At 71.2% G+C, this 24,798-nt stretch carries 22 protein-coding genes, 1 tRNA gene and 1 pseudogene; 14 read left to right on the top strand and 10 right to left on the bottom strand.

Features of this window, described 5'->3' with window-relative positions; genetic code table 11:
- Window positions 1-6: 6 nt before the first annotated feature.
- From orn to IL992_RS48175, 7 genes are all read left to right on the top strand, one after another.
- Window positions 7-603 (top strand): oligoribonuclease, encoded by a 597-nt coding sequence (gene orn / locus IL992_RS02125; RefSeq protein ID WP_193201580.1) that lies wholly within the window; start codon window positions 7-9, stop codon window positions 601-603.
- Between the two features lie 91 nt (window positions 604-694).
- Window positions 695-770: transfer RNA gene (locus IL992_RS02120), tRNA-His, on the top strand.
- 92 nt (window positions 771-862) lie between these two features.
- Window positions 863-1,387: a PadR family transcriptional regulator gene (locus IL992_RS02115; protein ID WP_193201579.1), complete on the top strand. Its 525-nt coding sequence runs from the start codon at window positions 863-865 to the stop codon at window positions 1,385-1,387.
- Window positions 1,384-2,064, top strand: a complete 681-nt coding sequence (locus tag IL992_RS02110; RefSeq protein WP_193201578.1) for an ABC transporter ATP-binding protein — start codon at window positions 1,384-1,386, stop codon at window positions 2,062-2,064. Before IL992_RS02115 ends, IL992_RS02110 begins: the two co-directional genes overlap by 4 nt.
- Window positions 2,061-4,289, top strand: coding sequence for an FtsX-like permease family protein (locus tag IL992_RS02105; protein WP_193201577.1), 2,229 nt, complete (start codon window positions 2,061-2,063; stop codon window positions 4,287-4,289). The genes IL992_RS02110 and IL992_RS02105 overlap by 4 nt, the downstream gene beginning before the upstream one ends.
- Before the next feature lie 9 nt (window positions 4,290-4,298).
- A complete protein-coding gene (locus tag IL992_RS02100) occupies window positions 4,299-6,587 on the top strand; it encodes a penicillin acylase family protein (protein WP_226872062.1) in 2,289 nt (762 codons plus the stop codon).
- A 111-nt stretch (window positions 6,588-6,698) separates the two neighbouring features.
- Window positions 6,699-7,013, top strand: a complete 315-nt coding sequence (locus IL992_RS48175) for a helix-turn-helix domain-containing protein (RefSeq protein ID WP_193201576.1) — start codon at window positions 6,699-6,701, stop codon at window positions 7,011-7,013.
- Here the strand turns inward: IL992_RS48175 and lat are convergent.
- The 3 genes from lat to IL992_RS02080 all read right to left on the bottom strand — a co-directional run bounded on the left by lat (window position 6,921) and on the right by IL992_RS02080 (window position 11,259).
- A complete protein-coding gene (lat, locus tag IL992_RS02090) occupies window positions 6,921-8,207 on the bottom strand; it encodes an L-lysine 6-transaminase (protein ID WP_193201575.1) in 1,287 nt (428 codons plus the stop codon). The two genes, IL992_RS48175 and lat, sit on opposite strands and share 93 nt — an antisense overlap.
- Window positions 8,208-8,305: 98 nt before the next feature.
- Window positions 8,306-9,640, bottom strand: a complete 1,335-nt coding sequence (locus IL992_RS02085) for an APC family permease (protein WP_193201574.1) — start codon at window positions 9,638-9,640, stop codon at window positions 8,306-8,308.
- Window positions 9,637-11,259, bottom strand: a complete 1,623-nt coding sequence (locus tag IL992_RS02080) for an amidohydrolase (protein WP_193201573.1) — start codon at window positions 11,257-11,259, stop codon at window positions 9,637-9,639. Before IL992_RS02080 ends, IL992_RS02085 begins: the two co-directional genes overlap by 4 nt.
- A 110-nt stretch (window positions 11,260-11,369) precedes the next feature.
- Here IL992_RS02080 and IL992_RS02075 point away from each other — a divergent pair, with 110 nt between their 5' ends.
- The 3 genes from IL992_RS02075 to IL992_RS02065 all read left to right on the top strand — a co-directional run bounded on the left by IL992_RS02075 (window position 11,370) and on the right by IL992_RS02065 (window position 13,883).
- A complete protein-coding gene (locus IL992_RS02075) occupies window positions 11,370-12,002 on the top strand; it encodes a TetR/AcrR family transcriptional regulator (RefSeq protein WP_319018271.1) in 633 nt (210 codons plus the stop codon).
- A gap of 82 nt (window positions 12,003-12,084) precedes the next feature.
- Window positions 12,085-13,440, top strand: coding sequence for a transaminase (locus IL992_RS02070; RefSeq protein WP_193201571.1), 1,356 nt, complete (start codon window positions 12,085-12,087; stop codon window positions 13,438-13,440).
- Window positions 13,437-13,883: an Lrp/AsnC family transcriptional regulator gene (locus IL992_RS02065; RefSeq protein WP_193201570.1), complete on the top strand. Its 447-nt coding sequence runs from the start codon at window positions 13,437-13,439 to the stop codon at window positions 13,881-13,883. The genes IL992_RS02070 and IL992_RS02065 overlap by 4 nt, the downstream gene beginning before the upstream one ends.
- 5 nt (window positions 13,884-13,888) lie before the next feature.
- Here the strand turns inward: IL992_RS02065 and IL992_RS02060 are convergent, their stop codons facing one another.
- Complete coding sequence (locus tag IL992_RS02060) at window positions 13,889-15,544, bottom strand: penicillin-binding transpeptidase domain-containing protein (protein WP_193201569.1); 1,656 nt, start codon at window positions 15,542-15,544, stop codon at window positions 13,889-13,891.
- 32 nt (window positions 15,545-15,576) lie between these two features.
- Between IL992_RS02060 and IL992_RS02055 the strand changes: the two genes are divergently transcribed.
- Window positions 15,577-16,419 carry a spermidine synthase gene (locus IL992_RS02055; protein WP_319018270.1) on the top strand — a complete coding sequence of 281 codons (843 nt, stop codon included), beginning with the start codon at window positions 15,577-15,579 and terminating at the stop codon, window positions 16,417-16,419.
- 270 nt (window positions 16,420-16,689) lie between these two features.
- Here IL992_RS02055 and IL992_RS45735 read toward each other — a convergent pair whose 3' ends face one another.
- The 3 genes and pseudogenes from IL992_RS45735 to IL992_RS02045 all read right to left on the bottom strand — a co-directional run bounded on the left by IL992_RS45735 (window position 16,690) and on the right by IL992_RS02045 (window position 19,512).
- A complete protein-coding gene (locus IL992_RS45735; RefSeq protein ID WP_319018269.1) occupies window positions 16,690-17,127 on the bottom strand; it encodes an HNH endonuclease signature motif containing protein in 438 nt (145 codons plus the stop codon).
- A gap of 873 nt (window positions 17,128-18,000) precedes the next feature.
- A pseudogene (locus IL992_RS48850) lies at window positions 18,001-18,936 on the bottom strand (DUF222 domain-containing protein); the annotation flags it as partial.
- 114 nt (window positions 18,937-19,050) lie between these two features.
- Window positions 19,051-19,512, bottom strand: a complete 462-nt coding sequence (locus tag IL992_RS02045; RefSeq protein WP_193201567.1) for a MarR family winged helix-turn-helix transcriptional regulator — start codon at window positions 19,510-19,512, stop codon at window positions 19,051-19,053.
- A gap of 66 nt (window positions 19,513-19,578) precedes the next feature.
- Between IL992_RS02045 and IL992_RS02040 the strand changes: the two genes are divergently transcribed.
- Window positions 19,579-20,442 (top strand): nitroreductase/quinone reductase family protein, encoded by an 864-nt coding sequence (locus IL992_RS02040; RefSeq protein WP_193201566.1) that lies wholly within the window; start codon window positions 19,579-19,581, stop codon window positions 20,440-20,442.
- Here IL992_RS02040 and IL992_RS02035 read toward each other — a convergent pair.
- A complete protein-coding gene (locus IL992_RS02035) occupies window positions 20,439-20,705 on the bottom strand; it encodes a 4a-hydroxytetrahydrobiopterin dehydratase (RefSeq protein WP_142557863.1) in 267 nt (88 codons plus the stop codon). The genes IL992_RS02040 and IL992_RS02035 overlap by 4 nt on opposite strands.
- A 47-nt stretch (window positions 20,706-20,752) precedes the next feature.
- On the opposite strand from IL992_RS02035, the gene IL992_RS02030 reads away from it, so the two are divergent.
- Window positions 20,753-21,394: a class II aldolase/adducin family protein gene (locus IL992_RS02030; RefSeq protein ID WP_319018268.1), complete on the top strand. Its 642-nt coding sequence runs from the start codon at window positions 20,753-20,755 to the stop codon at window positions 21,392-21,394.
- Here IL992_RS02030 and IL992_RS02025 read toward each other — a convergent pair.
- Window positions 21,391-22,965, bottom strand: coding sequence for a DUF885 domain-containing protein (locus tag IL992_RS02025; RefSeq protein ID WP_193201565.1), 1,575 nt, complete (start codon window positions 22,963-22,965; stop codon window positions 21,391-21,393). The two genes, IL992_RS02030 and IL992_RS02025, sit on opposite strands and share 4 nt — an antisense overlap.
- A 56-nt stretch (window positions 22,966-23,021) precedes the next feature.
- Between IL992_RS02025 and IL992_RS02020 the strand changes: the two genes are divergently transcribed.
- A complete protein-coding gene (locus IL992_RS02020) occupies window positions 23,022-24,248 on the top strand; it encodes a DUF4032 domain-containing protein (RefSeq protein ID WP_193201564.1) in 1,227 nt (408 codons plus the stop codon).
- Here the strand turns inward: IL992_RS02020 and IL992_RS02015 are convergent.
- Window positions 24,223-24,735, bottom strand: a complete 513-nt coding sequence (locus tag IL992_RS02015) for a DUF523 domain-containing protein (RefSeq protein WP_193201563.1) — start codon at window positions 24,733-24,735, stop codon at window positions 24,223-24,225. The two genes, IL992_RS02020 and IL992_RS02015, sit on opposite strands and share 26 nt — an antisense overlap.
- Between the last annotated feature and the right edge of the window lie 63 nt (window positions 24,736-24,798).

Here is a 24,798-nt window from a genome sequence, read left to right as displayed (position 1 = left end):
TGAGCCATGACTGACCCGCTGGTCTGGATCGACTGTGAGATGACCGGGCTCGACCTCGGCCGTGACGCGCTGATCGAGGTGGCCTGTATCGTCACCGACAGCGAGCTGAACCAGCTGGATGAGGGCGTGGACGTCGTCATCAAGCCCCCCGCCGAGACGCTGGAACAGATGTCCGAGGTCGTGCGCGAGATGCACACGGCCTCGGGACTGCTGCGGGCGCTCGCGACGGGGGTGACCCTTGCGGAGGCCGAGGCCGTCGTGCTCGACTACATCCGCTCGCATGTGCCCGAGGCCAAGAAGGCGCCGCTGTGCGGCAACTCCATCGCGACCGACCGCGCGTTCATCGCCCGGGACATGCCGCTGGTGGACGCGTTCCTCCACTACCGGATGGTCGACGTCTCGTCGATCAAGGAACTGGCCCGCCGCTGGTATCCCCGGGTCTACTTCGCCTCCCCGGAGAAGCAGGGCGGGCACCGCGCCCTGGCCGACATCACCGAGAGCATCCGGGAGCTGCGCTACTACCGGGCCGCGGTCTTCGTGCCACAGCCCGGCCCCGACTCCGCCACCGCCCGCGAGGTCGCGGAGGCCGTCTCCGGGTCCTGACGCCCTGACGCGGAGGGCGAGCGGTATTGAGGGCGCGGAGGACTCCGAAATACCGCTACACTTTCTTCGTACGCCTCGAACGGCGGACATGGTGGGTGTAGCTCAGCTGGCAGAGCGCCAGGTTGTGGTCCTGGATGTCGTGGGTTCAAGTCCCATCACTCACCCCAACGGCGAACGGCCGGTCCCGGCGGACCGGCCGTTCGCTTTTTCATCGGCAACTATCACCCGCGTATATACCCTCGGTGTATAGACTGCGGGCATGACCGTTCCCCTCGCGTTGCTCGGCCTGCTCGAACGGGAGCCGAGCCACGGATACGACCTGAAACGCGACTACGACACCTTCTTCGGCCGGGGCAGGCCGCTGCCGTTCGGGCAGGTGTACTCCACGCTCGGCCGCCTCGCCAGGGACGGCAAGGTCACCGGGCAGAGCGAACCGGGCGACGGGCCGGACCGCAAGCGCTACGCCATCACCCCCCTGGGCAGGCAGGAGGTCGCCACGTGGCTGGCCGAGCCGGTCGCGGCCGAGCCGTACCTGCAGACGGTGCTGTTCACCAAGGTCGTGCTGGCGCTGATGCTGGGCCGCGACGCGGCCGGCTACCTGGACACGCAGCGCGCCACGCACATGCGGCGCATGCGGGAGCTGACGGAGGTCAAGCGCGGCGGCTCCCTGACCGACGCCCTGCTGGCCGACCACGCGATGTTCCACCTGGAGGCGGACCTGCGATGGATCGACGTCACCCAGGCCCGGCTGGGGGCCCTGGCCGAGATGGTGCGCGCGTCGTGATCCTCGAGGCTCGGAAGGTCAGCCGCTCCTACGGCAGCACGCCCGCGTTGCGGGAGGCGGACCTGTCGGTGGCCGCGGGCGAGGTCGTGGCGGTCATGGGTCCCAGCGGCTCCGGCAAGTCGACGCTGCTGCACTGCCTGGCCGGCATCTTCACGCCGGACAGCGGCGAGGTGTGGTTCGACGGACGCCGCCTGGACACGCTGGACGACGGCCGCCGCAGCGAGCTGCGGCGCACCGCCTTCGGCTTCGTCTTCCAGTTCGGCCAGCTCGTGCCTGAGCTGACCGTCACCGACAACGTGATGCTGCCGCTGCTGCTGGGCCGCACCAGGAGAAAGCACGCCGAGCGGCGGGCGTCCGAATGGCTGGAGCGGCTGGAGCTGGCCGACCTGGGCGGCCGGCGCACCGGGGAGCTGTCCGGCGGGCAGGCGCAGCGCGTGGCGATCGCCAGAGCGCTGGTCACCCGGCCTCGGGTGGTCTTCGCCGACGAGCCGACCGGCGCGCTGGACACGCTCACCGGTGAGCACGTGATGGACCTGCTGGTGGGCCTGGCCCGTGAGGAGGGCGCCACCGTGATCGTGGTGACCCACGACGCCCGGGTGGCCGCCTGCGCCGACCGGGAGGTCGTGGTGCGCGACGGCCGTGTCTCCGACCCGTACACGACCGGGGCCGTCCGATGATCCGGCTGGGCCTGCGGCTGTCGCTGAGCAGCGGCAGGGAGGCGGCGGCCAGGCTTGCGCTGATCGTCGCCGGGGTGGCGGCCGGCGTCGCGGTGCTGCTGGCCACGCTGTCGCTGTTCAACGCCTTCCAGGCCACCGCCGGCCGTGCCTGCTGGGAGTGCACGAGCGGCTCGGCGCCCAGCGGCTGGGCCCTCGACGCGACGGCCGACGGCGCGCTGTGGAACTACCACGAGGACTTCTACGGGGGCCGGACGATCAAAAGGCTGGACGCCGCCGCGCTCGGCACGCGGGCGCCGGTCATCCCCGGCCTGTCCCGCATGCCCGTCCCGGGGCAGTATTACGCCTCGCCCGCGTTGGCCGCGCTGCTCGACTCGGCGCCGCGTGAGGAACTGGCCGCCCGCTTCCCCGGCACGCGCGCCGGGCTGATCGGCGACGCGGCGCTGTCCGGGCCCGACGAGCTGGTCGTCGTCGTGGGACAGACGCCGGATCAGGTCGCCGCCATGCCCGGTGCCAGGCAGGTCGACACGGTCTCCTCCATGCCCGCGGTCGACGACAGCACGGACGTCTACCGGTTCGGCTTCGGCGTCGCCGCCGTCGGGCTGATCGTCCCGCTGCTGGTGCTCGTGGGCACCGCCACCCGGCTGGCCGCGGCTCGCCGCGAGACCCGCTTCGCCGCGATCCGCCTGGTCGGCGCCACCACGCGGCAGGTCAACGTGCTCGCGGCGGTGGACGCCGCGCTGGGCGCGCTGATCGGCACGCTGGCCGGCTTCGCGGTCTTCCAGCTCGTACGGCCGGCCGTGACCGGGGTGCGGATCACCGGTGCCCGGTTCTTCCCCGACCTGGTCGCCCCGCACCTCTGGCAGTACGCGGCCGTGCTCGGCGGCGTGCCGGTGGTGGCCGCCTGCGCCGCCCTGTGGTCGCTGCGCCGGGTGCGGATCTCGCCGCTCGGCGTGGCGCGGAAGACCGCCACGTCCCCGCCGCGGGCGTGGCGGGTGATCCCGCTGCTCGCGGGGCTGGGGATGTTCGCGGGCCCGGTGTACCGGGACGGCAAGCCCGACGACCTGCTGTCCATCGTCGCGCTCGCGCTGATCATGGCCGGGCTGATGCTGGCCGGACCCTGGCTGACCATGGTCGCCGCACGCCTGGCCGCCCGGCTGACCCGGGGCGGGGCGACGCTGCTGGCGGCGCGGCGCCTGGCCGCCGATCCGAAGACCGCCTTCAGGTCGGTGAGCGGGCTGGTACTGGCGGTGTTCATCGGGACGACGATCGCTGCCCTCGTGCCGACGGTGGTCGCCGGCCAGCAGAAGGTGGCCGGGGGCACGCTCAACGACGTCCTTGGCGCCAGGTTTTCCCGGCCGGGCGTCTCCGGCCTGTCACCGCGGGCGGGGACCGAGCTGCTCGACCGGCTGCGCGCCCGCCCGGGCGTGGACGTGCTGCCGATCTACGCCAGAGCGGACCTGGAAGACGTCCCCCCGCGGCCCGACGGCCCGCCGCCCGCGCCGTACGTCGTCGAGTGCGCCGCCTTGGCCCGCTTCCCCGTGCTCGGCCGCTGCCCTGTGAACATCGACGGCAGGGGCGCCAGGGCCGTGGCGGGCAATTTCGCCCGCATCGTCGGCGCCGACAACCCCCTCACCGTCGACAGACTCCTTCCGCTGGCAACCCCGGCCAGCCCGCCCGCCTCCGCCGACGGGCTCGACCTGGCGGCCGTCATGATCACCACACGCGATCCCGCGACGCTGGAGCGGTTACGCACCCTGCTGGCCGGCTACACGGTCGAAGCGCCGATGACCTTCGCCGAGATCGCCCAGGTCAGGGCGGACCTGTACACCCGGGCGGAGAACGTCGCGCTGGCCATGGTCGGGCTCACCCTGGTCGCCGGCGCCTGCGGCCTCGTGGTGGCGGCCGGCGGCGGGCTGGTGGAGCGCAGGCAGCCGTTCACCCTGCTGCGGCTGGCCGGCACGCCCACGCGCACCCTGGCCGCGGTGGTGCTGCTGGAGTCGGCGCTGCCGCTCGTGCTGGCCGCCGCGCTCGCCGCCGGCGCCGGCTTCGGTGTGGCCGAGCCGCTCATCGACGCCCTCGCGATGAAAAGCGCGTCGTTCGCGATGCCGGGACCCGTCTACTTCGCCTCCCTCGGCGGCGGCCTGGCCGCCTCCCTCCTGGTGATCCTCACGACGCTGCCGCTGCTGCGGCGCATGACCACGCCCGACAACGCGCGTTTCGAATAGGAGCCCCCCATGAAGCTCATGCCTACAGCGGCGATCATGCTGGCGTTACTCGCCCCCGCCGTGCCCGCGACGGCGGCCGACGGAGACTACTCGGCCACGATCCGGCGCACCGAGTACGGCATCCCGCACATCACGGCCAAGGACTACGGCGGCCTCGGATTCGGGTACGGCTATGCCTTCGCCCAGGACAACCTGTGCACGCTGGCTTCCTGGGTGGTGACGCTGCGCGGCGAACGCTCCCGCTACTTCGGCCCGAAGGCCCAGTCCGACGACCCGGCCAAGCCGGTCGCCAACCTCGCCAGCGACGTCTACTACAAGAGCGTCGCCGAATCCGGCGTCGTACGGCGGCTGCTGGCCCGGCCCGCGCCGGTCGGCCCGAGCGACGAGCTGCGCCGCCTGGTCGACGGCTACGTCGCCGGATACAACCGCTACCTCGCGGACACCGGCGTGGCGAACCTGCCCGACCCCACGTGCCGGGGCAAGGCGTGGGTCGGCCCGATCACCGCCGGCGACATGTGGAACAACCTGCTCGACCTCGACCGCATGTCCAGCAGCGCCCGATTCAAGGAGGCCATCACCGGGATCGCCGAACGCGAGGCCGAGGGACCGGAGCCCAAGCCCGCCGCGGGCAGCAACGCCTGGGCGCTGGGCCGTCAGGCCACGCGCGGTAACGGCGGCATGGTGCTGGCCGACCCGCACTTCCCCTGGCAGGGGATACGCCGCTTCTACCAGGTCCAGCTCACCATCCCCGGCGTGCTCGACGTCTCCGGCGGCAGCCTGTACGGCACCCCGGTCGTCCAGATCGGCCACAACGCCAGGGTCGCCTGGACCCACACCGTCTCCCACGCCCAGCGCTTCACCGTCTACCGGCTGAAGCTCGCGGACGACCACAGCTACCTGGTGGACGGCCGGGCGGAGCCCATGGGCGAGCAGGAGGTGGAGGTCACCCTGCCGGACGGCACCGTCTCCGGCCACACGCTCCGCACCTCCCGCTACGGCCCGGTGCTCGCCGTCGGTCACACCGACGAGGCCGCGTACGCGCTGGCCGACGCGAACGCCGCCAACCTGCGGGCGGCCGACGAGTGGCTGGCGATGGCCAGGGCGGGCAGCCTCGACGAGCTGCGGGCGGCCCAGCGGACCCATCAGGGGATGCCGTTCGTCCACACCCTCGCCACCGACGCGAGCGGAACCGCCTACTTCGCCGACACCTCGGTCGTCCCCCACGTCACCGACGCCGAGGCGAAGCGCTGCGCCGAGCCCTCGCCCGTTCCGGGCCTCGACGCGTACGTCCTGGACGGCTCGACATCCGCGTGCCTGTGGGGCAGGGACGGCGACGCCGTCGTGCCGGGCATCTTCGGGCCGGGCAACCAGCCGAGGCTGATCCGTGCCGACTACGTGGCCAACTCCAACAACACCTACTGGATGACGAACCCGGCGAAGCCGCTCACCGGCTATCCGAAGGCGTACGGCGAGACGGGCACCGACCTGGAGCCGCGCCCCCGGGTCGGCCTCGACATGATCGCCCAGCGGCTGTCCGGGGCCGACGGGCTCGGTGCGCCCGGCTTCACCCTCGAGACGCTGCAGGCCACGGTGCGCGGCAAGCGCAACCTCACCTTCGAGCTCATGCGCGACGACCTGCTGAAGCTGTGCCGCGCCCACCGCTCTTCTTCGGGCCCGGGGGCGGACGTGCGCGAGGCCTGCAAGACGCTGGAGAAGTGGGACGGGCGGGCCACCCTGGACGGCGAGGGCGCGATCCTGTGGCGCGAGTTCTTCACCCGGCTGGGCCGTCCCACCAAGCCGGGAGAGCCGGTCTTCAGCCCCTGGCGGGTGCCGTTCGATCCCGCGCGTCCGCTGACCACCCCGAGCGGGCTCAAGAGCGACGACCCGGCCGTGCGGCAGGCCCTCGCCGACGCGGTGCTCTACTTCACGTCCAACCGGATCCCCCTGACGCTCACCCCCGGACAGGCGCAGAGCTACTCCTCGATCCCGATTCCCGGCTGCACGGAAGGGGAGGGCTGCTTCGACCGGGTGCGCACGGGCGGACCGCTGGGCACGGACGGACGCTACCCGGAGGTGAACACCGGATCCAGCTTCATGATGGCCGTCGCACTCACTCCCGACGGCCCACGCACGCGGACAGTCCTCACCTACTCCCTGTCCGCCAACCCCGCTTCGCCCCACCACACCGACCAGACGGCCCTGTTCTCGCGCGGCGGGTGGGTCACCGAGCGCTTCACCGAGGCGGAGATCGCCGCCGATCCGCGCCTCGAGACCGTCACGATCCATGGGGGGCGTTGACCCGGGCAAGTCAGTGCATTTTTCCCCAAAGGTGGACGTTGCGGGTTATGCTGCCTCACAACCGCCGTGCGGGGGCCTCGGCGATCTCTGATCGTCTTCTACGGAGGCCGGATGAGAATCGACGACCGCACCGCAATGGGGCTGAGCAAGCGGGAGACCGAGGTCATGGAGCTGATCGCGACCGGTCGCTCCAACGGCGAGATCGCCCGGCTGCTGTTCCTGAGCGAGAAGACCGTGAAGAACCACGTCAACCGCATCTACGCCAAGCTGGGCGTGGACTCGAGAATGACGGCCATCTGCCGCTGGCGCGGCGAACCCGCGCCCGCGGCGCCGTCAGCCCCCGGCCAGATCCCCGGTGAGGACGGCGCGCAGACCGTCCAGCCCGTACTCAAGCTCGTCGGGCTGGACGGACAGGGCAGGGCGTAGCCGTACGGACCGCTCGCCGCAGCGCAGGACCAGGATCGCGCGTTCCTCCCGGAGCCGGGTGACCAGAGCGCCGGGGTCGGGGACGTCGAAGGCGCACATCAGCCCGCGTCCGCGCGCGTTGGCGACCAGACCCTCGGCCTCCAGGCCCTGGAGGGCGCCCAGCAGCTTCTCGCCCAGGATGGCCGCCCTCGGGATGAGGCCGTCCCGTTCGACGATCTCCAGCATCCGGCGGGAGCGCACCATGTCGACCAGGCCGCCGCCCCAGGTGGAGTTGATCCTGCCGCTGACCCGGAACACGTTGTCGGGCACGAGGTCCACCCTGCGGCCCGCCATGATGCCGCCGACCTGAACCTTCTTCGCGAAGGCCACGATGTCGGGGGCCAGGCCGAGTTGCTGGTACGCCCAGGGGGTGCCGGTCAGGCCGACGCCGGTCTGCACCTCGTCAACGACGAACAGGGCCTCGTACTCGTGGCAGAGCGCCTGCATCGCCTGGAGGAACTCGGGGCGCATGTGGTTGTCGCCGCCCTCGCCCTGGATCGGCTCGGCGATGAAGCAGGCGATGTCGTGGCGGAACCGCTCGAACGCCTCCCTGGCCTGCGCCAGCGCCCGTTCCTCCGCCCGCTCGACGTCCCCGAAGTGGATGGCGGGGACGTCGACGCGCGGCCAGCAGAACCGGGGGAACCTGTCGGTCTTGACGGGGTCGGTGTTGGTGAGCGAGAGCGTGTAGCCGCCGCGGCCGTGGAAGGCCCGGGTGAGGTGGAGGACGCGGGTGCCGAGGCCGGGGTGGCGGCCGTGGGCCTCATTCCAGCGGCTCTTCCAGTCGAAGGCGCACTTGAGCGCGTTCTCCACGGCCGCCGACCCGCCCTCGACGAAGAACAGGTGCGGCAGTTCGGGGTCGCCGAGCACCCGCCGGAACGTCTCCACGAACTCGGCGAGGTGGACGGTGTACATGTCGGAGTTGGCCGGCTTGTTGGCGGCCACCCGGCCGAGCAGTGCGACGAACTCCGGGTCGCCGGCGAACGGGTTCACCCCGAGCGGCGACGACGCGAAGAACGTGTAGAAGTCGAGATACCTCCGGCCGTCCCGGGCGTCGACCAGCCAGGAGCCGGCGCTCCTGTCCAGGTCGAGCACGAGACGGTAGCCGTCGACGAGCAGGTGCCGTGCGAGGGCGTCGTGCACGGTGGTGGGGTCCATTTCGCCTCCGCGTCATACTGGGAAACGAGATGATTCCCCCACATCTGGCCGTCTATGTGAAGGGTTTCCGCTCAGATAGCACCTGAAGAGGACATTTTTCAGGCCGCAAGGGTAGGTTCCGCGTCCGAGAAGCTCATCACGGGCGGCCTGCGGGTGAACATCCTCGTCAGCGCGAGGAGATAGACGAAGCCCACCGCCATCCAGATCAGGCCGACCGTGAACGTGACACCCGAGAGGCTGGTCCACAGCCAGATCGTCAGCGCGAAGCCCACCAGCGGGACCAGGCCGTACCTGACCAGGTCGGCGGCCGAGCGGCGCCCCTCGTCGAGCAGGTAGTGCTTGACGACCGTGAGATTGACCATGGAGAAGGCGATGAGCGCGCCGAAGTTGACCATGACCACGGCGTTGTCCAGGCTGATGAACAGCGCGACGAGCGAGACCGCCGACACCACGGCCGTGGCGACGATCGGGGTGCGGAAGCGCGGGTGCAGCCGGGCGAAGGCCGCGCGGGGCAGCACGCCGTCACGCCCCATCGAGTAGAGGATGCGCGAGACGCTCGCCTGGGTGGTCATGGCCGACCCGAAGGCGCCGACCACGTAGATCCCGACGAAGATGGTCTCGAACGCGGCGCCGCCGAGCGCGGACATGATGTCCACACCCGCCGTGTCCGCGTTGGCGAAGTCGTCGTATCCGGGGTGGACGAGGCTGCCCATCCACGCGACCAGGACGAACAGCAGGCCGCCGATGAGCGTGGTGAGCACGATGGCGCGGGGGATCGTCCGGCGGGGCTCCCTCGCCTCCTCCGACAGGGTCGAGACGGCGTCGAACCCGAGAAAGCTCAGCGCCAGGATCGCCGCGCCCGCGAACACGCCCGAGCCCGGAGTGAAGGGGGCGAAGGGCGACGGCGCGGGGTGACCGGCCAGGTGCTTCAGCGACAGCGCGGCGAACACCACGATCAGCACCACCGACAGCCCGACGACCAGGACGTTGACCCTGTTCATCACCGTGATGCCCACGACGTTGAGCACGAGCACCAGCAGCAGCGCCGCCAGCGTGAAGATCCACTGGGGCACCTCGGGGAACTGGCTGTTGAGGTAGATCCCGATGAGCAGGAAGTTGATCATCGGAAGGAACAGGTAATCCAGCATCAGCGTCCACCCGGTCATGAAGCCGATGTGGCCGCCGAAGGTCTGCTGGGTGTAGGTGTAGGCGGACCCGGCGGTGGGGTACGCCCTGGCCATCCTGCCGTAGCTGAACGCCGTGAACAGCATGACCACGAGGGCGACCACGTAGGCCGCCGGCAGGTGGCCCTCGGTGACCTGGGTGACGGCGCCATAGGTGGTGAAGACGGCGACCGGGGCGAGGTAGGTCAGCCCGAACAAGGTCAGTCCGGGGACGCCGAGGACGCGCTTCAGTCCGGCGGGTTCGGTCATACGCCACTCCTGTTGGCTGGGAGGAAGGTTCTCACGCCGGCCGCCCATGTGCCGAGGACGGTCGTCGTCTCCGCGATGTCATGAGGGTCCAGCCGCCGGACGTCGCCGTCCAGCCAGACCAGGTCGGCCACCTTTCCGGGGGCCAGGGTGCCGCGCTCCTCCTCGGCGAACGCCTGGTGGGCGACCCCCGCGGTGTACGCCGACAGCGCCTCCTCGATGCCGATGCGCTCCTCGGGCAGCCAGCCGCCGGACGGCTCACGCTCGGCGTTCTCCCGCGTCACCGCGACCGGCAGCCCGGCCAGGGGGCGGTGGTCGCTCACCGGCCAGTCGCTGCCGAAGGATACGTGCACCCCGGAGCGCAGCAGCGAGCCGATGAGGTACTGCCGCCGGGCCCGATCCGGCCCGATCCTGGGGAAGGTCAGCTTCGTCATCGGGGGATCGGTGCGCGCCCACAGGGGCTGGAGGTTGGCGATCACGCCGAGCCGGGCGAACCGGGGCAGGTCCTCCTCCGCGAGCACTTGCACGTGGGCGATCACCGGCCTGCGGTCGCGCGGGCCGTTCACCCGCGTCACGTGCTCGATCGCGTCCAGCGCGGTGCGGATGCCCGCGTCGCCGATCGCGTGCAGGTGCGCCTGCAGGCCCATCGCGTCCACCGCCGTCAGGGCCTCCAGCAGCTCGCCGTACGGCCAGACGGGCATGCCGCGGGTGCAGGGATCGTCGCTGTACGGCGCGAGCAGCGACGCCGTGCGGTTCTCCAGGATGCCGTCCACGAAGAACTTCACCGTGTTGGCCGTCAGCCTGTCGTCCCCGAGCGTTCGCACCCGCTCGCGGTCGGCGGCGAACTCGGCGAGCTGCTCGCGCCATCGCACCGGATCGGCACGGAAGGCGAGGTTGACCCGGGTGGCCAGCAGCCCGCGGCGGGCCGCCTCCAGGTAGGCGTCGACCGTGCCGTGCTCCACCCACGCGTCCTGGATCCAGGTGACCCCGGCCGCCGCGTACGCCTGGGTGGCGGCGGCGAGCGCGGTGACGAGGCCCTCGGTGGTGCGGGCGGGAGCGGCGGCGAGGACGGCGTCCACCGCGTCCCACTCGATCATGGTTCCGAGCAGCTCGCCGTCCGGGCGGCGGGCGAACCGGCCGCGGGGCGTGTCGGACGTCGAGGCGTCCAGGCCGGCCCGGCGCATGGCCTCGGAGTTGCACCACAACGTGTGGTAGTCCCAGGCCCGCAGCGCGACCGGCCGGTCGGGCACCGCCTCGTCCAGCCATCGGGCGTCGAACAGGCCGTCGGGGACGATCGTGGCGTCATAACCGCCCCCGACGATCCACCCGTCGCCGGGATGCGCGTCGGCGTGGCGGCGGACCTCCTCGACGATCTCCTCGACCGTGCTCAACCCTCTGACCTGCGGGCCCAACGCCTCGAACCCGGCGTGGTCGGGATGACAGTGGCCGTCGCCGAAGGCCGGTAAGAGCATTCCGCCGCGTAGGTCGACACGCTCGTCATGGGTTCCCGCCAGGGCGGCGGCTCCGAGTGCTTCGATCCGGCCGTCCCGTACGGACAGAGCGTCGGTGATCGTGCCGGTGCCCGTCCAGACAGCGCCGTTGTGAAACAGGATGCACGACATGGGCGTCCCGATAAATCGAATGGCGTTCGTTTAGTGGGATGAGGATAGGTTGTCGGCGGGCAAAGCGGAAGGGGGCTGCGGGCCGAATGCGGCGGCGAGTGGGACGGCCGGTGAAGCCGGTGTTGAGCAGGGAGGCCATCGCGCGGGCCGCGCTGGCCCTCATCGACGACGCCGGAGCCGAGGGTTTCTCCATGGCCGCCCTCGCCGAACGGCTGGGCGTGCGGCCGTCCTCGCTCTACAACCACGTGAGCGGCAAGGACGACATCCTGGCGGCGGTCCGCGAGATCGTCTCCGACGCCATCGACGCCTCGATGTTCGCCGAGTTGCCCTGGGACGAGGCGCTGGTGCGGTGGGCCCACGGCTACCGCGACGCGTTCGCCGCGCACCCGCCCGCGATCTCGCTGCTGGCCACGCTGCCGATCACCGGAGCCCTGCGCACGCTGCGGATGTACGAGGAGGTCGTCACCGGCCTGCGGCGCGGCGGCTGGCCCGAGGCGACGGTCATCCCCGTGATGGTGGCCGTGGAGTCGTTCATCCTCGGTTCGGCGCTCGACCTGGTGGCGCCGCCCGACATGTTCGACGCCGGGCCGCTGGCCGCGCAGGTCCCCGTCTTCGCGGCCACGGTGCGCGCCCGCGACGACGCCGCGACCACCAGCGGACGCCCGCCGGCGGACCTGTCCTTCGAGGTCGGACTGGCCGCGATCGTGGAGGGACTGCGGCGGACACTCGCGGCCATGGGATGACGATTCGGAAGCACTTGTGTACCTTTGCTTCAGATTCCGTAGTTCTGCACGGATTCCAGCGATCTTTTCTGAGGCAGGGATGATGATCGACCGTACTCGCCTGGCCCGGCTGCTCGACCGCGAGCGCGACGCGTTCCGGGGGCGCAACCCGCGCTCGGCCGCCGCGTACGAGCAGGCGAGAGGCCACCTGTTCGGCGGCGTGCCGATGACGTGGATGAACAAGACGGCCGCGGGCTTCCCGCTCTACCTGGCCGAGGCCCGCGGCGCCCGCGTCACCGACCTGGACGGCCACGAGTACGTCGACCTCTGCCTCGGCGACACCGGCGCGATGGCCGGGCACTCCCCTCAGGCGACCGTGGACGCCGTGGCCGACAGGTTCGGCCGCCGGGGCGGCGCCACGGTGATGATGCCGACCGAGGACGCCGCCTGGGTCGGCGCCGAGCTCGGCCGCCGGTTCGGCGTGCCTTACTGGAGCTTCTCGCTCACGGCCACGGACGCCAACCGGTGGGCGATCCGGCTGGCCAGGGCGATCACCGGCAGGCCCAAGATCCTCGTGAACAGCTACTGCTACCACGGCAGCGTGGACGAGGTGCTGATCGTGGTCGGCCCGGACGGCCGGCAGGTGTCCCGCGAAGGCAACGTCGGCGCGCCGGTCGACCCCACCGTCACCTCGCGCGTCGTGGAGTTCAACGACCTGCCCTCGCTGGAGCGCGAACTGGCGTACGGCGACGTCGCGGCGGTCCTCATGGAGCCCGCCCTCACCAACATCGGGATCGTGCTGCCCGAACCGGGCTATCTGGAGGGCGTCAGGGAGCTGACCCGCCAGTACGGCAGCCTGCTGATCAACGACGAGACGCACACCTTCTCGGCGGGCCCGGGCGGCTGCACGAAGGCGTGGGACCTGCAGCCCGACATCGTGACGATCGGCAAGGCGATCGGCGGCGGCATCCCGAGCGGCGGTTACGGCCTGTCCGCCGAGGTCGCCGCGCGCATCGAGGCGATGGACGGGCTCGACCTGGTCGACATGGGCGGTGTCGGCGGCACGCTGGCCGGCAACGCCCTGTCGGTCGCCGCGATGCGCGCCACGCTGGAGCACGTGCTCACCGACGACGCGTTCACCGCCATGACCGAACTGGCGACCCGCTTCACCAAGGGCGTCCAGGAAGTGATCGACACGCACGGCCTGCCGTGGTCGGTCACGCAGCTCGGGGCGCGCGCCGAGTATCGCTTCACCAGCCCGGCCCCCCGCAACGGCGGCGAGTCGAACGCGGCCGGCGACGCCGACCTGGACGACTACCTGCACGTCTACCTGGCCAACCGGGGCGTGCTGCTCACGCCGTTCCACAACATGGCGCTGATGTCCCCCGCCACCACCGAGGGCGACGTGGACCTGCACCACGAGGTGTTCGCCGCGGCCGTGGCGGAACTGGTCTCATGACCCCCGACGAGGTCGACCGGGTCCTGCTGCGCGAGCTACAACGGGACGGCCGGGCCTCCTACACCGCGCTCGCCGAGGCCACCGGCCTGTCGGCTCCCGCCGTACGGCAACGGGTGCAGCGGCTGCGCGACGAGGGCGTCGTGCAGATCGTCGGGGTCACCGACCCGATGGCGCTGGGCCTGCCGGTCATGGCGCTGATCGGCGTCCGCGTCGACAGCGACGTGCACGAGGTCGCCGACCGGATCAGCGAGCTGTCCGGTGTGATCTACGTGGTGCTCACGGCGGGCTCGTTCGACCTGTTCGCCGAGGTGGTGTGCCGGGAGCCGGCCGAGCTGCTCAGCGTGCTCAACGACCACGTCAAGCGGGTGCCGGGCGTCACCAGGGCCGAGGCGTTCACCTACTTCGGGATCCACACGCACCGGTTCGCCTGGCCCGGCGTCTGAGGGTCCTAAAGGGCTTTCAGGAAGCGGGCGGCGACGGGGACGGCGGCGCCGCGGCCGGTGCCGCCGTGCTCGACGAACACGGCGAAGGCGAGGTCGCCCCGGTAGCCGATGAACCAGGCGTGGTCCTGACCGCCCTGCCAGTCCTCGGCGGTGCCGGTCTTTCCCGCGACCCCCTGGGGCAGCTCCGAACCGGCGGCGGTCCCGTCGACCGTGACCGCGCTCATCAGCGAGCGAAGTCCCTCCGCCACGTTGGACGGCAGTGGCACGCTCTGCGGCAACTCCCCCTGCGGCGCCTCGTCCGCCAGCGGGCGGGCCGGCCGCCACTCGCCGCTCTCCACGGCGGCGGCGACCAGCGCCATGCACAGCGGAGTCGCCTCGACCGTGCCCTGCCCGAAGGAGTCCTCGGCGAGCGCGTCCGGGTTCTCCGGCCGCCGCAGGCTGCCGCACGTGCTCGTGCCGGCGCTCTCCCCCTGTACGCCGAAGCCGAACGCCCTGGCCTGGTCGACCAGCGTGTCACCGTTCAGCCGCTCGATCGTCAGCCGGGCGAACGTGGTGTTGCAAGACAGGGCGAACGCCTGACGCAGTGTGACCGACCCGTGGTCCTCGTTGTGGTAGTTGGGGATCGACCGGTGGAAGGGGATCTGGTAGGCCGCCGGGCACTCCACCGCACTGTCGGGGGACAGCCCGTTGTTGAGCAGGGCCGCCGCCGTGACCGTCTTGAACGTCGAGCCGGGGGCGTACTTGCGCTCGAACGCCGCCCGGCCGCCCAGCCGGTCGGCGACTGCGAGGATCTCCCCAGTGGACGGCCGTACGGCCACGATGGCGGCCCGCTGCACGCCGTCGAGCGCCCGGGCCGCCGCGGTCTGCACCGCATAGTCGATGGTGGTCCGTACGCCGACCGGCTGCTTCTCGGGCTTGTAAGACAGGACGGTCTTCGCCGGCATGCCCGGATTGTCGATCTGCAGCGCCCATCCCACGGCCACGCCGGCCGTGGGCGCCACCCCCTGGTTGATCAGGTTGTCGAGGTACGCCTCGGCGCCCGAGTTCTGCGGGAACTCCCGCCCTCCCCTCGTCACCGGCCGCAGCGGCCCGGCCTCCGGCTCGGTCCTGACGAGACTGCCGCCGGGCTGGATCTCCGGATGCAGGACGGACGGCGTCCAGACGACCTTCCACGTGAGGTCCCGTACGGCCAGGTGCAGGCTGGAGTCGAAGCGCCAGGTGCCGGCGTCCTGCTCGTCGCGCTCCTGCGTGAAGGGGACCTCTGCCGTATCGTCCCCGGTGCGTACGAGGTTGCCGACCGTGATCCGCAGCGACTTGGAGAGGGCGGCGTCCTCGAACTCGCGATGCTGGTCCGCGAAGTCGTCCGGAGCATCGTCGACCAGCTCGCGCATGGCGTCGTAGTCGCTCTTGACCCAGGCCTGGAAATAGGCGGCGGCCGTCTCGTCCGGAGAGCCCTCCGGGGAGCTCACGGGAGACGGCTCGGAAGACGGCTCGGGGCGGAGTTGGAGCGTCTGCGGGCCGGCGGGTGCGGGCGTCCCCCGCGGCGCGGCGACGAAGTCCGAGATCGGCTCCTGCCTACCGGACACAATGAGTCCGGCAACGCCGAAGACGAAGATGGCCGCGGCGACCATGACGAGGGCGAGCAGGGCCCTGTTCCGCATACGGTTCTCATATCACGTGAAAGGAGCCATAGGTGGCAAGGAGCAGAGAACCGTTGCCAGGCCGCTATCCGGTGACCTTCGGCGAGGTGGAGCTCCTGCACGACCTCGACCGGCCGGACGGGTGGATGCTCATCAGGGATGGCGTCCCCCAGTCGTACGTGGATCTGACCGATCCCACCTATCTGGACTTCTCGTACACGCAGCTCATGGCCAGCGTGATCGACTGCCTGCCCGAAGGCCCACTCGACGCCGTCCACATCGGTGGCGGGGCCTGCACGATCCCGCGCTACATCTCCGCGCGGCGGCCCGGCTCCCGGCACATCGTCGTTGAACCGGACGCCGGGCTGGTCCAGCTCGTACGCGACCAGCTCAACCTCAAGTCGGTGCCCCGGCTGAAGGTCCGGGTGGTGGACGGCCGCGCGGCGACGGCGGACCTCGGGAACGACTCGGCCGACCTGTTCGTGCTCGACGCGTTCACAGGCGCGACGATGCCGGTCGAACTGGCGACCGTCCAGTACATGACGGAGATCGCCCGCGTCCTGCGCCCCTCCGGCACCGCGCTGATCAACGTGGCGGACGGTAAGGGCCTGCCCTTCGTGAAGCGGGTCGCCTCCACCGTGAGCCGTGTCTTCCCGCACGCCGCGCTGCTGGCCGAGCCCGGCATCCTGCGCGGGCGCAGGTTCGGCAACGTCGTCCTGGCGGCCTCGCCCGGCGACCTGCCGATCGAGGCGCTCACCAGGAAGGCGGCGGGCGGCCTCACCCAGGCTCGATGCCTGGCGGACGAGGACCTCACCCGCCTGGTCGCGGGAGCCGCTCCCATCCACGACGGCGACGCCGTCCTCGCCCCCGTCCCTCCGCCAGGGCTGTTCGACTAGCGGGGGGCTCACGAACCTTGGCCGGATCGGTCCGCGCCCCTTGGCCGAGCCGAACCGCCGTTGGCCGAGCCGGACCACCGTTGGCCGAGTCGAACCACCGTTGGCCAAGTCGAACCACCGTTGGCCAAGTCGGACCATCGGACCACCGTTGGCCGAGTCGGTCACTGCGCCGGAAGGAACCTCCGGTCCTCGCGAAGCCCGCTCCGCTCCCTCCACCCCGGTGAGCCTTGTGCACAGTGCACTAGCTGCCCCTCCCCGTCGTCCTGGTCGTCATTCCCGTAGCCGCCGGGCTCGTGCGAGGGGGTGGTAGGTGAAGGCCCAGCGGTCGGTGCCGAGTTTGCGTCGGGTGTAGCGGTCGGGGTGGCGGTAGCGGTCGCGGTTGTGGAACTGGCAGGCGGGTCCGAGGAGTTTCAGGTCGGTCAGGCCGCCGGTGCTCCAGTTGTCGGCGTGGTCGATCTGGCACATGGTGGCCGGGAGGGGGCAGCCGTCGATCCAGCAGGTGGCGTAGCGGGCGAAGACGGCCCGGCGTTGGGCGGGGGTGGCCAGGCGGACCTTGCGGCCCATGTCGAGCACCTGCCCGTCGGCGTCCATCACCAGGCGCACCAGGGTGGAGGTGCGGGCAAGGCGATGCACGCTGGAGACGGGCAGCATCTGCCCGGTCGCCAGCAACAACCCCGGCGCCGCCCCCAGCAACGCCCCCGGCAGCACCCCCGGTGACGCTCCCGGTGGCGTCCCTGGCGCTGTTCCCGGCGGCCTCCCCGATGGTCTCCCTGGTGGCGTCTTCGGGTCTGTTCCCGGTGGTCTTCCCGGTGGCGTCCCTGGCGCTGTTCCCGGTGGTCTCCCCGGTGGCGTCCCTGGCGCTGTTCCCGGTGGTCTCCCCGGTGGCCTCCCCGGTGGTGTCTCCGGCTCCGGTCTCGGCGTCCCTGGTGTTGCGGACGAGCACCGCGCGTTGCGGCCGCATCCGCGTCCGCCCTCGCCGTGCCCCTGCTGCCTGTGGCCGTGACCTCCAGGCGTGGCCTGCGCATGCCGGCAGTCCCCCGCAGGCCGATGCCCGGCGTGGGTGTGATGTCCGGGTGAGTCTTCGGGAGGAGGATTCTGCTGTGCTGGGGTCGGAGGCGCTGCGGTCGGAGGGGCTCTGTGCGGAGGGGCTGTGTGCGGAGGCGCTGTGCCCGCGTGCGCGCTACCGCCGTGTACGGGCCATGCTGATGCCCGCCTGGCGTGCATGGATCCAGCCTGGACCGCACCACGATCGCAGTCTCCGCCCGTGGCCTGCGCGGTGTCGTCGTCCTCGGCAGCGGCGGTGCTCGCGGCGTCGCGCGGCCCGCACTCACTGGCCTGCCGCTCACGGGTCCGCTCCTCACGGGATCCGCGCCCGCCAACTCCGGGGTCGTGAGACTCCTCATCGCGAGGGGCGGTGGTGGCACGGTCGGCACTCTCGGCACCGGCACCCGCGGTTACACCGACCTCCGCCCCTGCCTCTGCCTCTGCAGTACCGGGGTCGGCGGCATGGCCGGGGTGCTCGGGTTCGGGGTCGGTGGGGAGGGATTCGGCGTTGACCAGGACCAAAAGCTCGGTCGCGATCTCCTGCTCCAGCAACGCGATGAACGCATCGGCGTTACGCACGCTCGGCGGGCGGTCATCACCCTCCGCACGGGGTTTGGCGTAGGCGTCCAGCAGGGCCCGCAACCGGGCGGCCGCCTCCCGCGGCAGATAAAACTCCCCCTCCAACCCCCCGCCCCGGGCAGGGCGCACCCGCAGGAACCGCCGCCCGTAATCGGCCTGCTCATCGCGCTCCTCCCCATCAGGGTCGAGCACCGCACGCAGGTAACGCCCGGCCTTGGCCACCTCCGCCGCACCCGCCTTGCCCGCCAGCTCCAGCAAAATCGGCTCAGCCACCCCGGCCTGCTCGTCATTCAACCGGGCGGTGGCGGTGCAGATCGCCTCCACCACCCCCGCCGCCAAGCTTCCCTCGGCGAACGCCGCACGCACCCGCGGCAGACGAGCCAGCTCCACCGCCACGGTCAGCAGCCGGCCCGCACCCGCCACACTCATCCCCCCGGCGCTGCGCAACCAACTACGGGTGGAAGCATGCCCATGCCGCTTGGCCTGCCCCGCCCGATGCACCCGCCCCACCCGCTCAGCAAGAGCACACGTGATCCGATCCCGCGCGACCATCAACTCCTCCGCCTCGGCCAGACAGATATCCACATCGTCCGGCAACGGCGCCAGCGCCAGCTCCTGCGCCGACTCACGCAGAGAACCCACCAACACCCACGACGACCGGGCCCGCTCTCGACCGGCGCTGTCAGCGCTCGGGCCACCGGGCGCGCCACCGTTGGTGTCCTGGTTCGCGTCCTGCCGCGCCTCGGGGTCGACGATCGGAAAGTGCTCGCGGGCGGCTGAGCTCTCGGACGACCACGACGGCGAACCGGAAGTCCACCGGTCCCACCAGCCGAGAGAGTTATCAGAGCTATTCGAATGACAAGGGTGATCGGGATCCGACTCGAACAGATCCATTGCACCCCCTCAGGTAATTCGAAAACCTGTGTGAACTCTTTCACGCTCCGTGAGCAGGCGGCAAGCTCGCCAGCCGATATCCTGGGATCACAGGCGGGACAGGAACCAGACCGGTCACTCAGCGTCAGCGGTGACGGCTCGCTCGTACGCACGGAGCGTCTCGACGAACATCCCCCGCTGCTCACTGGTCAGCGGCTCCAGGGCGCTGCGCCAGGCGCGGGCGCCACGGGCGAGCCACGCGTCGACCGCCTCCCTGCTGGCCTCGGCGATGCTCACGATCGTGCGGCGGCGGTCCGCGTCGTCCTCACGCCGGTCCACGACGCCCTTGCGGCTGAGGTCGCCCACCATCAGGCTCACGGTGGCCGGGGCGACCTCCAGTCGGGCCGCGAGTTCGTTCACCGTGAGCGGACCGTCGAACAGCAGATAGGACAGCAGCGACAGGTGCCGAGGCGCCAGGTCGAGCGTCCGGAGCGACTCGGGGACCGGCGTGCGCTTGGCGCGGCCCACCAGACGCGGCATCAGCAGCAGGAGGGTTCGGACCCCCTCGTCCAGGCTCAGCCCCTCATCCGTTGACATATATTGATCTCCAAAATAGCTTTGCTATCAAAGCAAATACATCTGAGGCTCAGGAGCCATCGTCGCATGTCCGAATGGAACGACAAGATCATCGAAGAGTTCCGGGCGAACGGCGGCACGGTCGGCGGACCGTTCGAGGGGACACCGCTGATCCTGCTGACGACCACCGGCGCCAGAACAGGCTCCCCCCGGACGAACCCGGTCGCCTGCCTGCGTGACGGGGACAGGATCCTCGTCTTCGCCTCCTACGCGGGCGCGCCACGCCACCCGGACTGGTATCACAATCTGCTGGCCAATCCCACGGTGACCGTCGAGGCGGGCGACGGGACGGCGATCGACACGTTCACCGCCACGGCCGTACCGCTGACGGGCGAGGAGCGCGACCGCTTGTACGCCCGCCAAGCCGAGCTGGCCCCGGTCTTCGCCGACTACCAGGCACGCACCTCCCGCGTCATCCCCGTCGTCGCCCTCTACCGGCGAGATCACGAACGCGCCCGGGCCCTCGGCGACGAACTGGTGCGGATCCACGACGGTCTGCGGGCGGAAATGGCCGCCCTGCTGGCCGCGGTCGAGGACGGGCTCGCCACGGGCACGCAGGTGGACCTGCCGGGTCGTGGACTGGAGGGGGCGCTGCGGGAGCGCTGCCTGTCCTTCTGCACGGCCTTTCACGAACACCACGTCAACGAGAACGAGCGGGGCTTCCCCCTGCTGGAGCGGGCCTTCCCGGGACTGGCCCCGACCCTCGACCGCCTGCGCGAAGAGCATGTGCGCCTGGCCCGGATCAGGGAGGACGTGCGTGCGGCGGTCGGTGAGACGGGCTCCGGCGACCCCGCCGCCCTCAAGGCCAGGCTCACGCGCCTGTCGGCCGAGCTGGAGGCCCACTTCGCGCGCGAGGAGGAACAACTCGTCGCCGCACTGAACGCGCTCTAGGAGGATCCGGCCTCGTGGTCGGCCACGATGGCGTCGATGCGGGCGGCGAGCTTGTAGTCGAGGTCGGTCAGGCCGCCCGCATCGTGGGTGGTCAACGCCAGGTGGAGGGTGCGCCATCGGATGTCGATGTCGGGGTGGTGGTTCAGGGCCTCGGCCTGCTCGGCGATGTCGTTCACGATCGCGATGGCCGTACGGAAGTCTCGGGCGACCACGGTCCTGCGGATCGTGTCTCCCTCGCGGCGCCACTCGGAAGCCTCGTACATGGAATCAGGACATCACGAAACACGGCCGATTGTGTAGATTCGCCCGCGTGAACGAGCAGGTGGACGAGCGGGTGGACGAGCTGCGGCGTGAGCTGTGCGAGTACGGCCGGCGGGCGGCGGCCCTCGGCCTGGTGATCGGGACCTCGGGCAACCTGAGCGCCCGGGAGGGCGATCTGGTCGTCGTCACGCCCTCGGGCGTGGCGCTCGACCGGCTGCGCCCGGAGGACTGCCCGGTGGTCGACCTCGAAGGGCGGGTCGTGGACGGGGAGCGCAAGCCCTCCTCGGAGACGCCGATGCATCTCGCGCTGTACGCGGCGACCGGAGCCCGGGCGGTGGTGCACACCCACTCGGTCTTCGCGACCGTGGTCGCCTCGACGATGACCGAGTTGCCGCCGATCCACTACAACGCCCTGCTGCTCGGTGGCGCCGTCCGGGTGGCGCCCTACGCGACGTACGGCACGCCGGAGCTGGCCCGCAATGTCATCGCCGCGATCGAGGGCAGGCAGGCCGCTCTGATGGCCAGCCACGGCGCGGTGACGATCGGCGGCGGCCTGGAGCAGGCGTTCGAGGCGACGCGCCTGCTGGAGTGGCTGTGCGAGGTCTACGTCCGCGCCCTCGGCGTGGGCCGGCCCACGGTGCTCACCGAGGACCAGCTCACCGCCGTCATCGAACGCGCCTTCAGCGGCTAACCGAGGACCACTTTCCTGGCGAGGCCGAGCGGGAGCCCGCCCGAGCCCGCGATCGTGTCGTGGAAGGTCCGCAGATCGCCCGTGTAGTCCGCCCTGATGCGCTCGATCTCCAGGGCGCCCGTCAGGTAGGAGGGCGCCTGCGTGGGCCAGGCGCAGTAGCGGCTGACCTCCCCGGCGGCGGTGCCCGGCGACAGCGACGCCTTCGTGGTCAGGAACTCCTCCGCCTGCTCGATCGTCATGTCGTCGCAGTGCAGCGCGGTGTCCACCACGATCCGGGCGGCCCGCCAGATGCGGCAGTCGAGGTGGGCGAGCTCGGTCTCCGGTGTGTCGAAGTAGCCCTGCTCGTGCATGAGCTTCTCGACGTAGAGCCCCCAGCCCTCCACGAAGTAGGGCGTACGGAAGATCTTGCGGGCGCGGTGCGGGTTGCCGGCCATCCAGGACAGGTGCCAGTGGTGCCCGGGGTACGCCTCGTGCACGCTGATCGAGGGCATCTGCGGGCGCGAGTTGGTCCGCAGCCGCTGCCGCACCTGCTCCTCGGTGAAGCCGTCCGGCGTGTACGGCACGAAGAACACCCCGTCGCGTGAGGACGACAGCGGCGGCGGGGCGAGGTAGCTGGCCACGGCGATGACGGGCCGCTGGAACTCCGGCGAGGGCTCGACCCGGCACACCTCCCCCTCGGGGAAGGTCACCAGTCCGCGCTCGCGGACGAACTCTCGCGCCCGCAGCGTCTCGGCCTCGTACTCGGCGCGCATGGCCTCCAGGGTCGGCGGGTGGTCGTCCATGAGCGACTCCATCGCCTCACGCCAGCTGCCGGAGCCGAGGCGCGCGGCGACCTCCGTCATCCGCGTGTCCAGCTCGGCCCAGGCCTGACGGCCCTTCTCGTGCAGCTCGGCGGCGCCATACCCGAGCATCTCCTGCTCGCGCAGCAGCGCGGAGTAGAGCTCCTCGCCCATCCGCCAGGTGCCCCGGGCCTCGAAGCCCTCGAGGAAGCGGACCAGCCCGTCGAACGCGTCGGCGGCGGGCTCGGCGGCCCGGGCCAGCCGTGCCCGCAGGTCCGGGTCGCCGACCAGCGCCGGCAGCGTCTCGGTCAGGAAGCGGCGTCCCGTACGGGCCTGGTCGAGGCCGCGCTTGACGAGCAGGTCGGCGGCGAGATCGGGGTCCAGGTTGGCCTGGCAGGCGGCGAGCACGGCGGGCACCTCGGCCAGCCGCGCGACGGCGGCGTCGACCAGCTCGGCCTCCGACTTGAGGCGCTGCTGGAACGGCGTGAACATCGACCCGAAGATCACCCCGAGGTAGGCGGCCGGTTCGCGCCGCCACTCCGGCCAGCGGGCCAGCGCGATCTGCCCGCGCAGCTGGGCGGCGACCAGGTCTCTGTCGATCTCGTCCTCGGGACTCTCGGGCGTCGACTCCGACAGCTTTCGCAGCCACTCCTCGGCCGCCCGCTCCCGCGCCGTGAAGGCGGTCGCGCTGAGATCACCCAGGGTGCGGTCGTATCCGTCGGCCCCCAGGAGGGCCGCCCTGACCGGGTTCTCGGCCAGGTACCAGTCGATGAACTCGTCCACCAGCGTCATAGCGCCCGACTCTATCCGCGACACTTGGGTGGAAGCCCCCAGATAAGGAGCGATTGGTGCCCCTGCAGATCACCGGCGCCCCCAGCGACCCCGACCTGATCCGCCTGCCGTGGGACGTCCCCCTCGAAGAGTGGCCCGTCCACCACCTGGTGACGCTGCCCCGCGGCATCTCCCGCCACGTGGTGCGCTTCGCCCGGCTCAGCGGCCGGGTGTACGCGATCAAGGAGATCAGCACCAGGTATGCCAAGCGGGAGTATCAGCTGCTGTGGGACCTGGCGCGGCACGACGCCCCCGCCGTGGAGCCGGTCGCCATCGTCACCGGCAGGACGGCCCCGGACGGCTCCGAACTGGATTCCGCCCTGATCACGCGGCACCTGCAGTTCTCGTTGCCGTACCGGGCCGTGCTGTCGGGCTCGGTGCGGCCCGACACGCTGATCCGCCTGCTCGACGCGCTCGCGGTCCTGCTCGTACGGCTCCACCTGACCGGCTTCTACTGGGGCGACTGCTCGCTGTCGAACACGCTGTTCCGCCGGGACGCCGGGGCGTTCGCGGCCTACCTGGTGGACGCCGAGACCGGGGAGCTCCACCCCGCGATCAGCGAGGGCCAGCGGGCCCACGACATCGACGTGGCGCACGTCAACATCTACGGCGAGATGCTCGACCTGGAGGCGGGCGGGCTGCTCCACCCGACCATCGACCCGCTGGCCTTCGCCGAGCAGCTCGTCGAGCGCTACCACCGGCTGTGGGACGAGCTGACCGAGGACGAGATCATCGAGGAGGTCGACTGGCACCGCGTGGACCAGCGGGTGCGGCGCCTCAACTCCCTCGGCTTCGACGTGGCCGAGATGATGGTGCGCCGCAAGGCCGGCACCTCCCGCCTGATCGTCCGGCCGAAGGTCGTGGACGCCGGGCACCACCAGCGCCGCCTGCTGCGCCTGACCGGCCTCGACGTGGAGGAGAACCAGGCCAGGCGGCTGCTCAACGACCTCGACTCGTTCCGGGTGTCCACCGGGCTTCGGCACGAGGACGAGGCGATCGTGGCCCACCGCTGGCTGGCCGAGGTGTTCCAGCCGGTGGTGAACGCGATCCCGGGCGACCTGCGGCGCAAGCTGGAGCCGGCACAGCTCTTCCACGAGGTGCTCGACCACCGCTGGTACATGTCGGAGGCCGCGGGCAAGGACGTCGGCCTGGAGGCGGCGGTGCGGTCCTACGTGGAAAACGTCCTTGTGCACAAGCCCGACGAGAACGCGGTCATCGTCACCTCGGATCCGCTGTCTCCGTGAGGAGGCTCTCCAGGTAGGCGGCGGCCTCCGGGATCCGGTCCTCGCCGAAGACGCGGACGCCGTTCAGTTCCAGCAGCGCCGTCGTCACGCCCTGCCCGGGGGTGGTCCTGCCCCGGTGGCTGCCGTCGTAGATCCGCAGCGACCCGCACGACGGGCTGCCCTCCTTGAGGATCGCGACCCGTGCGCCGAAGGACCGGGCGACGGCGAGGGCCTGCTGCGCTCCGGACAGGAACGCGGCGGTCACGTCGTCGCCCTCCGGCGTCAGGATCCGGGCCGCGCCCGCGAGGACGGCCGCGCCGCCCGCGCCGCCCTCGATCTCGGCGGGCGGCCGGGGAACGGGCAACCCGCCCTCGACCTCGGGGCAGAACGGCACCAGCCGTCCCTCCGCGCGCCAGCGGGCCAGCAGGTCGTCGTCGCTGGTCTTGGCCCCTCCGTCGTACCGCACCCGGCTGCCGAGCAGGCAGGCGCTGACGAGAATCCGTTCCACGCCTCCCATGATACGAGGAAATTTCATGAAAACCGGGATTACCATTCCGGGAAGAAGAATTCT

This window comes from Microbispora sitophila, assembly GCF_014892245.1.
GTDB lineage: Bacteria > Actinomycetota > Actinomycetes > Streptosporangiales > Streptosporangiaceae > Microbispora > Microbispora siamensis.
Note: the sequence above shows the minus strand (reverse complement) of the source record. Positions and strands in the feature narration are given on the sequence as shown.

Bases quoted from the DNA above. Each gene is read 5' to 3' on its own strand.
- IL992_RS02065 (WP_193201570.1), top strand. From the start codon at position 13,437: ATGACCCCCGACGAGGTCGACCGGGTCCTGCTGCGCGAGCTACAACGG.
- IL992_RS02045 (WP_193201567.1), bottom strand. From the start codon at position 19,512: ATGTCAACGGATGAGGGGCTGAGCCTGGACGAGGGGGTCCGAACCCTC.
- IL992_RS02105 (WP_193201577.1), top strand. From the start codon at position 2,061: ATGATCCGGCTGGGCCTGCGGCTGTCGCTGAGCAGCGGCAGGGAGGCG.
- lat (WP_193201575.1), bottom strand. From the start codon at position 8,207: ATGGACCCCACCACCGTGCACGACGCCCTCGCACGGCACCTGCTCGTC.
- IL992_RS02100 (WP_226872062.1), top strand. From the start codon at position 4,299: ATGAAGCTCATGCCTACAGCGGCGATCATGCTGGCGTTACTCGCCCCC.
- IL992_RS02115 (WP_193201579.1), top strand. From the start codon at position 863: ATGACCGTTCCCCTCGCGTTGCTCGGCCTGCTCGAACGGGAGCCGAGC.
- IL992_RS02040 (WP_193201566.1), top strand. From the start codon at position 19,579: ATGTCCGAATGGAACGACAAGATCATCGAAGAGTTCCGGGCGAACGGC.
- IL992_RS02035 (WP_142557863.1), bottom strand. From the start codon at position 20,705: ATGTACGAGGCTTCCGAGTGGCGCCGCGAGGGAGACACGATCCGCAGG.
- IL992_RS48175 (WP_193201576.1), top strand. From the start codon at position 6,699: ATGAGAATCGACGACCGCACCGCAATGGGGCTGAGCAAGCGGGAGACC.
- orn (WP_193201580.1), top strand. From the start codon at position 7: ATGACTGACCCGCTGGTCTGGATCGACTGTGAGATGACCGGGCTCGAC.
- IL992_RS02070 (WP_193201571.1), top strand. From the start codon at position 12,085: ATGATCGACCGTACTCGCCTGGCCCGGCTGCTCGACCGCGAGCGCGAC.
- IL992_RS02060 (WP_193201569.1), bottom strand. From the start codon at position 15,544: ATGCGGAACAGGGCCCTGCTCGCCCTCGTCATGGTCGCCGCGGCCATC.
- IL992_RS02085 (WP_193201574.1), bottom strand. From the start codon at position 9,640: ATGACCGAACCCGCCGGACTGAAGCGCGTCCTCGGCGTCCCCGGACTG.
- IL992_RS02025 (WP_193201565.1), bottom strand. From the start codon at position 22,965: ATGACGCTGGTGGACGAGTTCATCGACTGGTACCTGGCCGAGAACCCG.
- IL992_RS02080 (WP_193201573.1), bottom strand. From the start codon at position 11,259: ATGTCGTGCATCCTGTTTCACAACGGCGCTGTCTGGACGGGCACCGGC.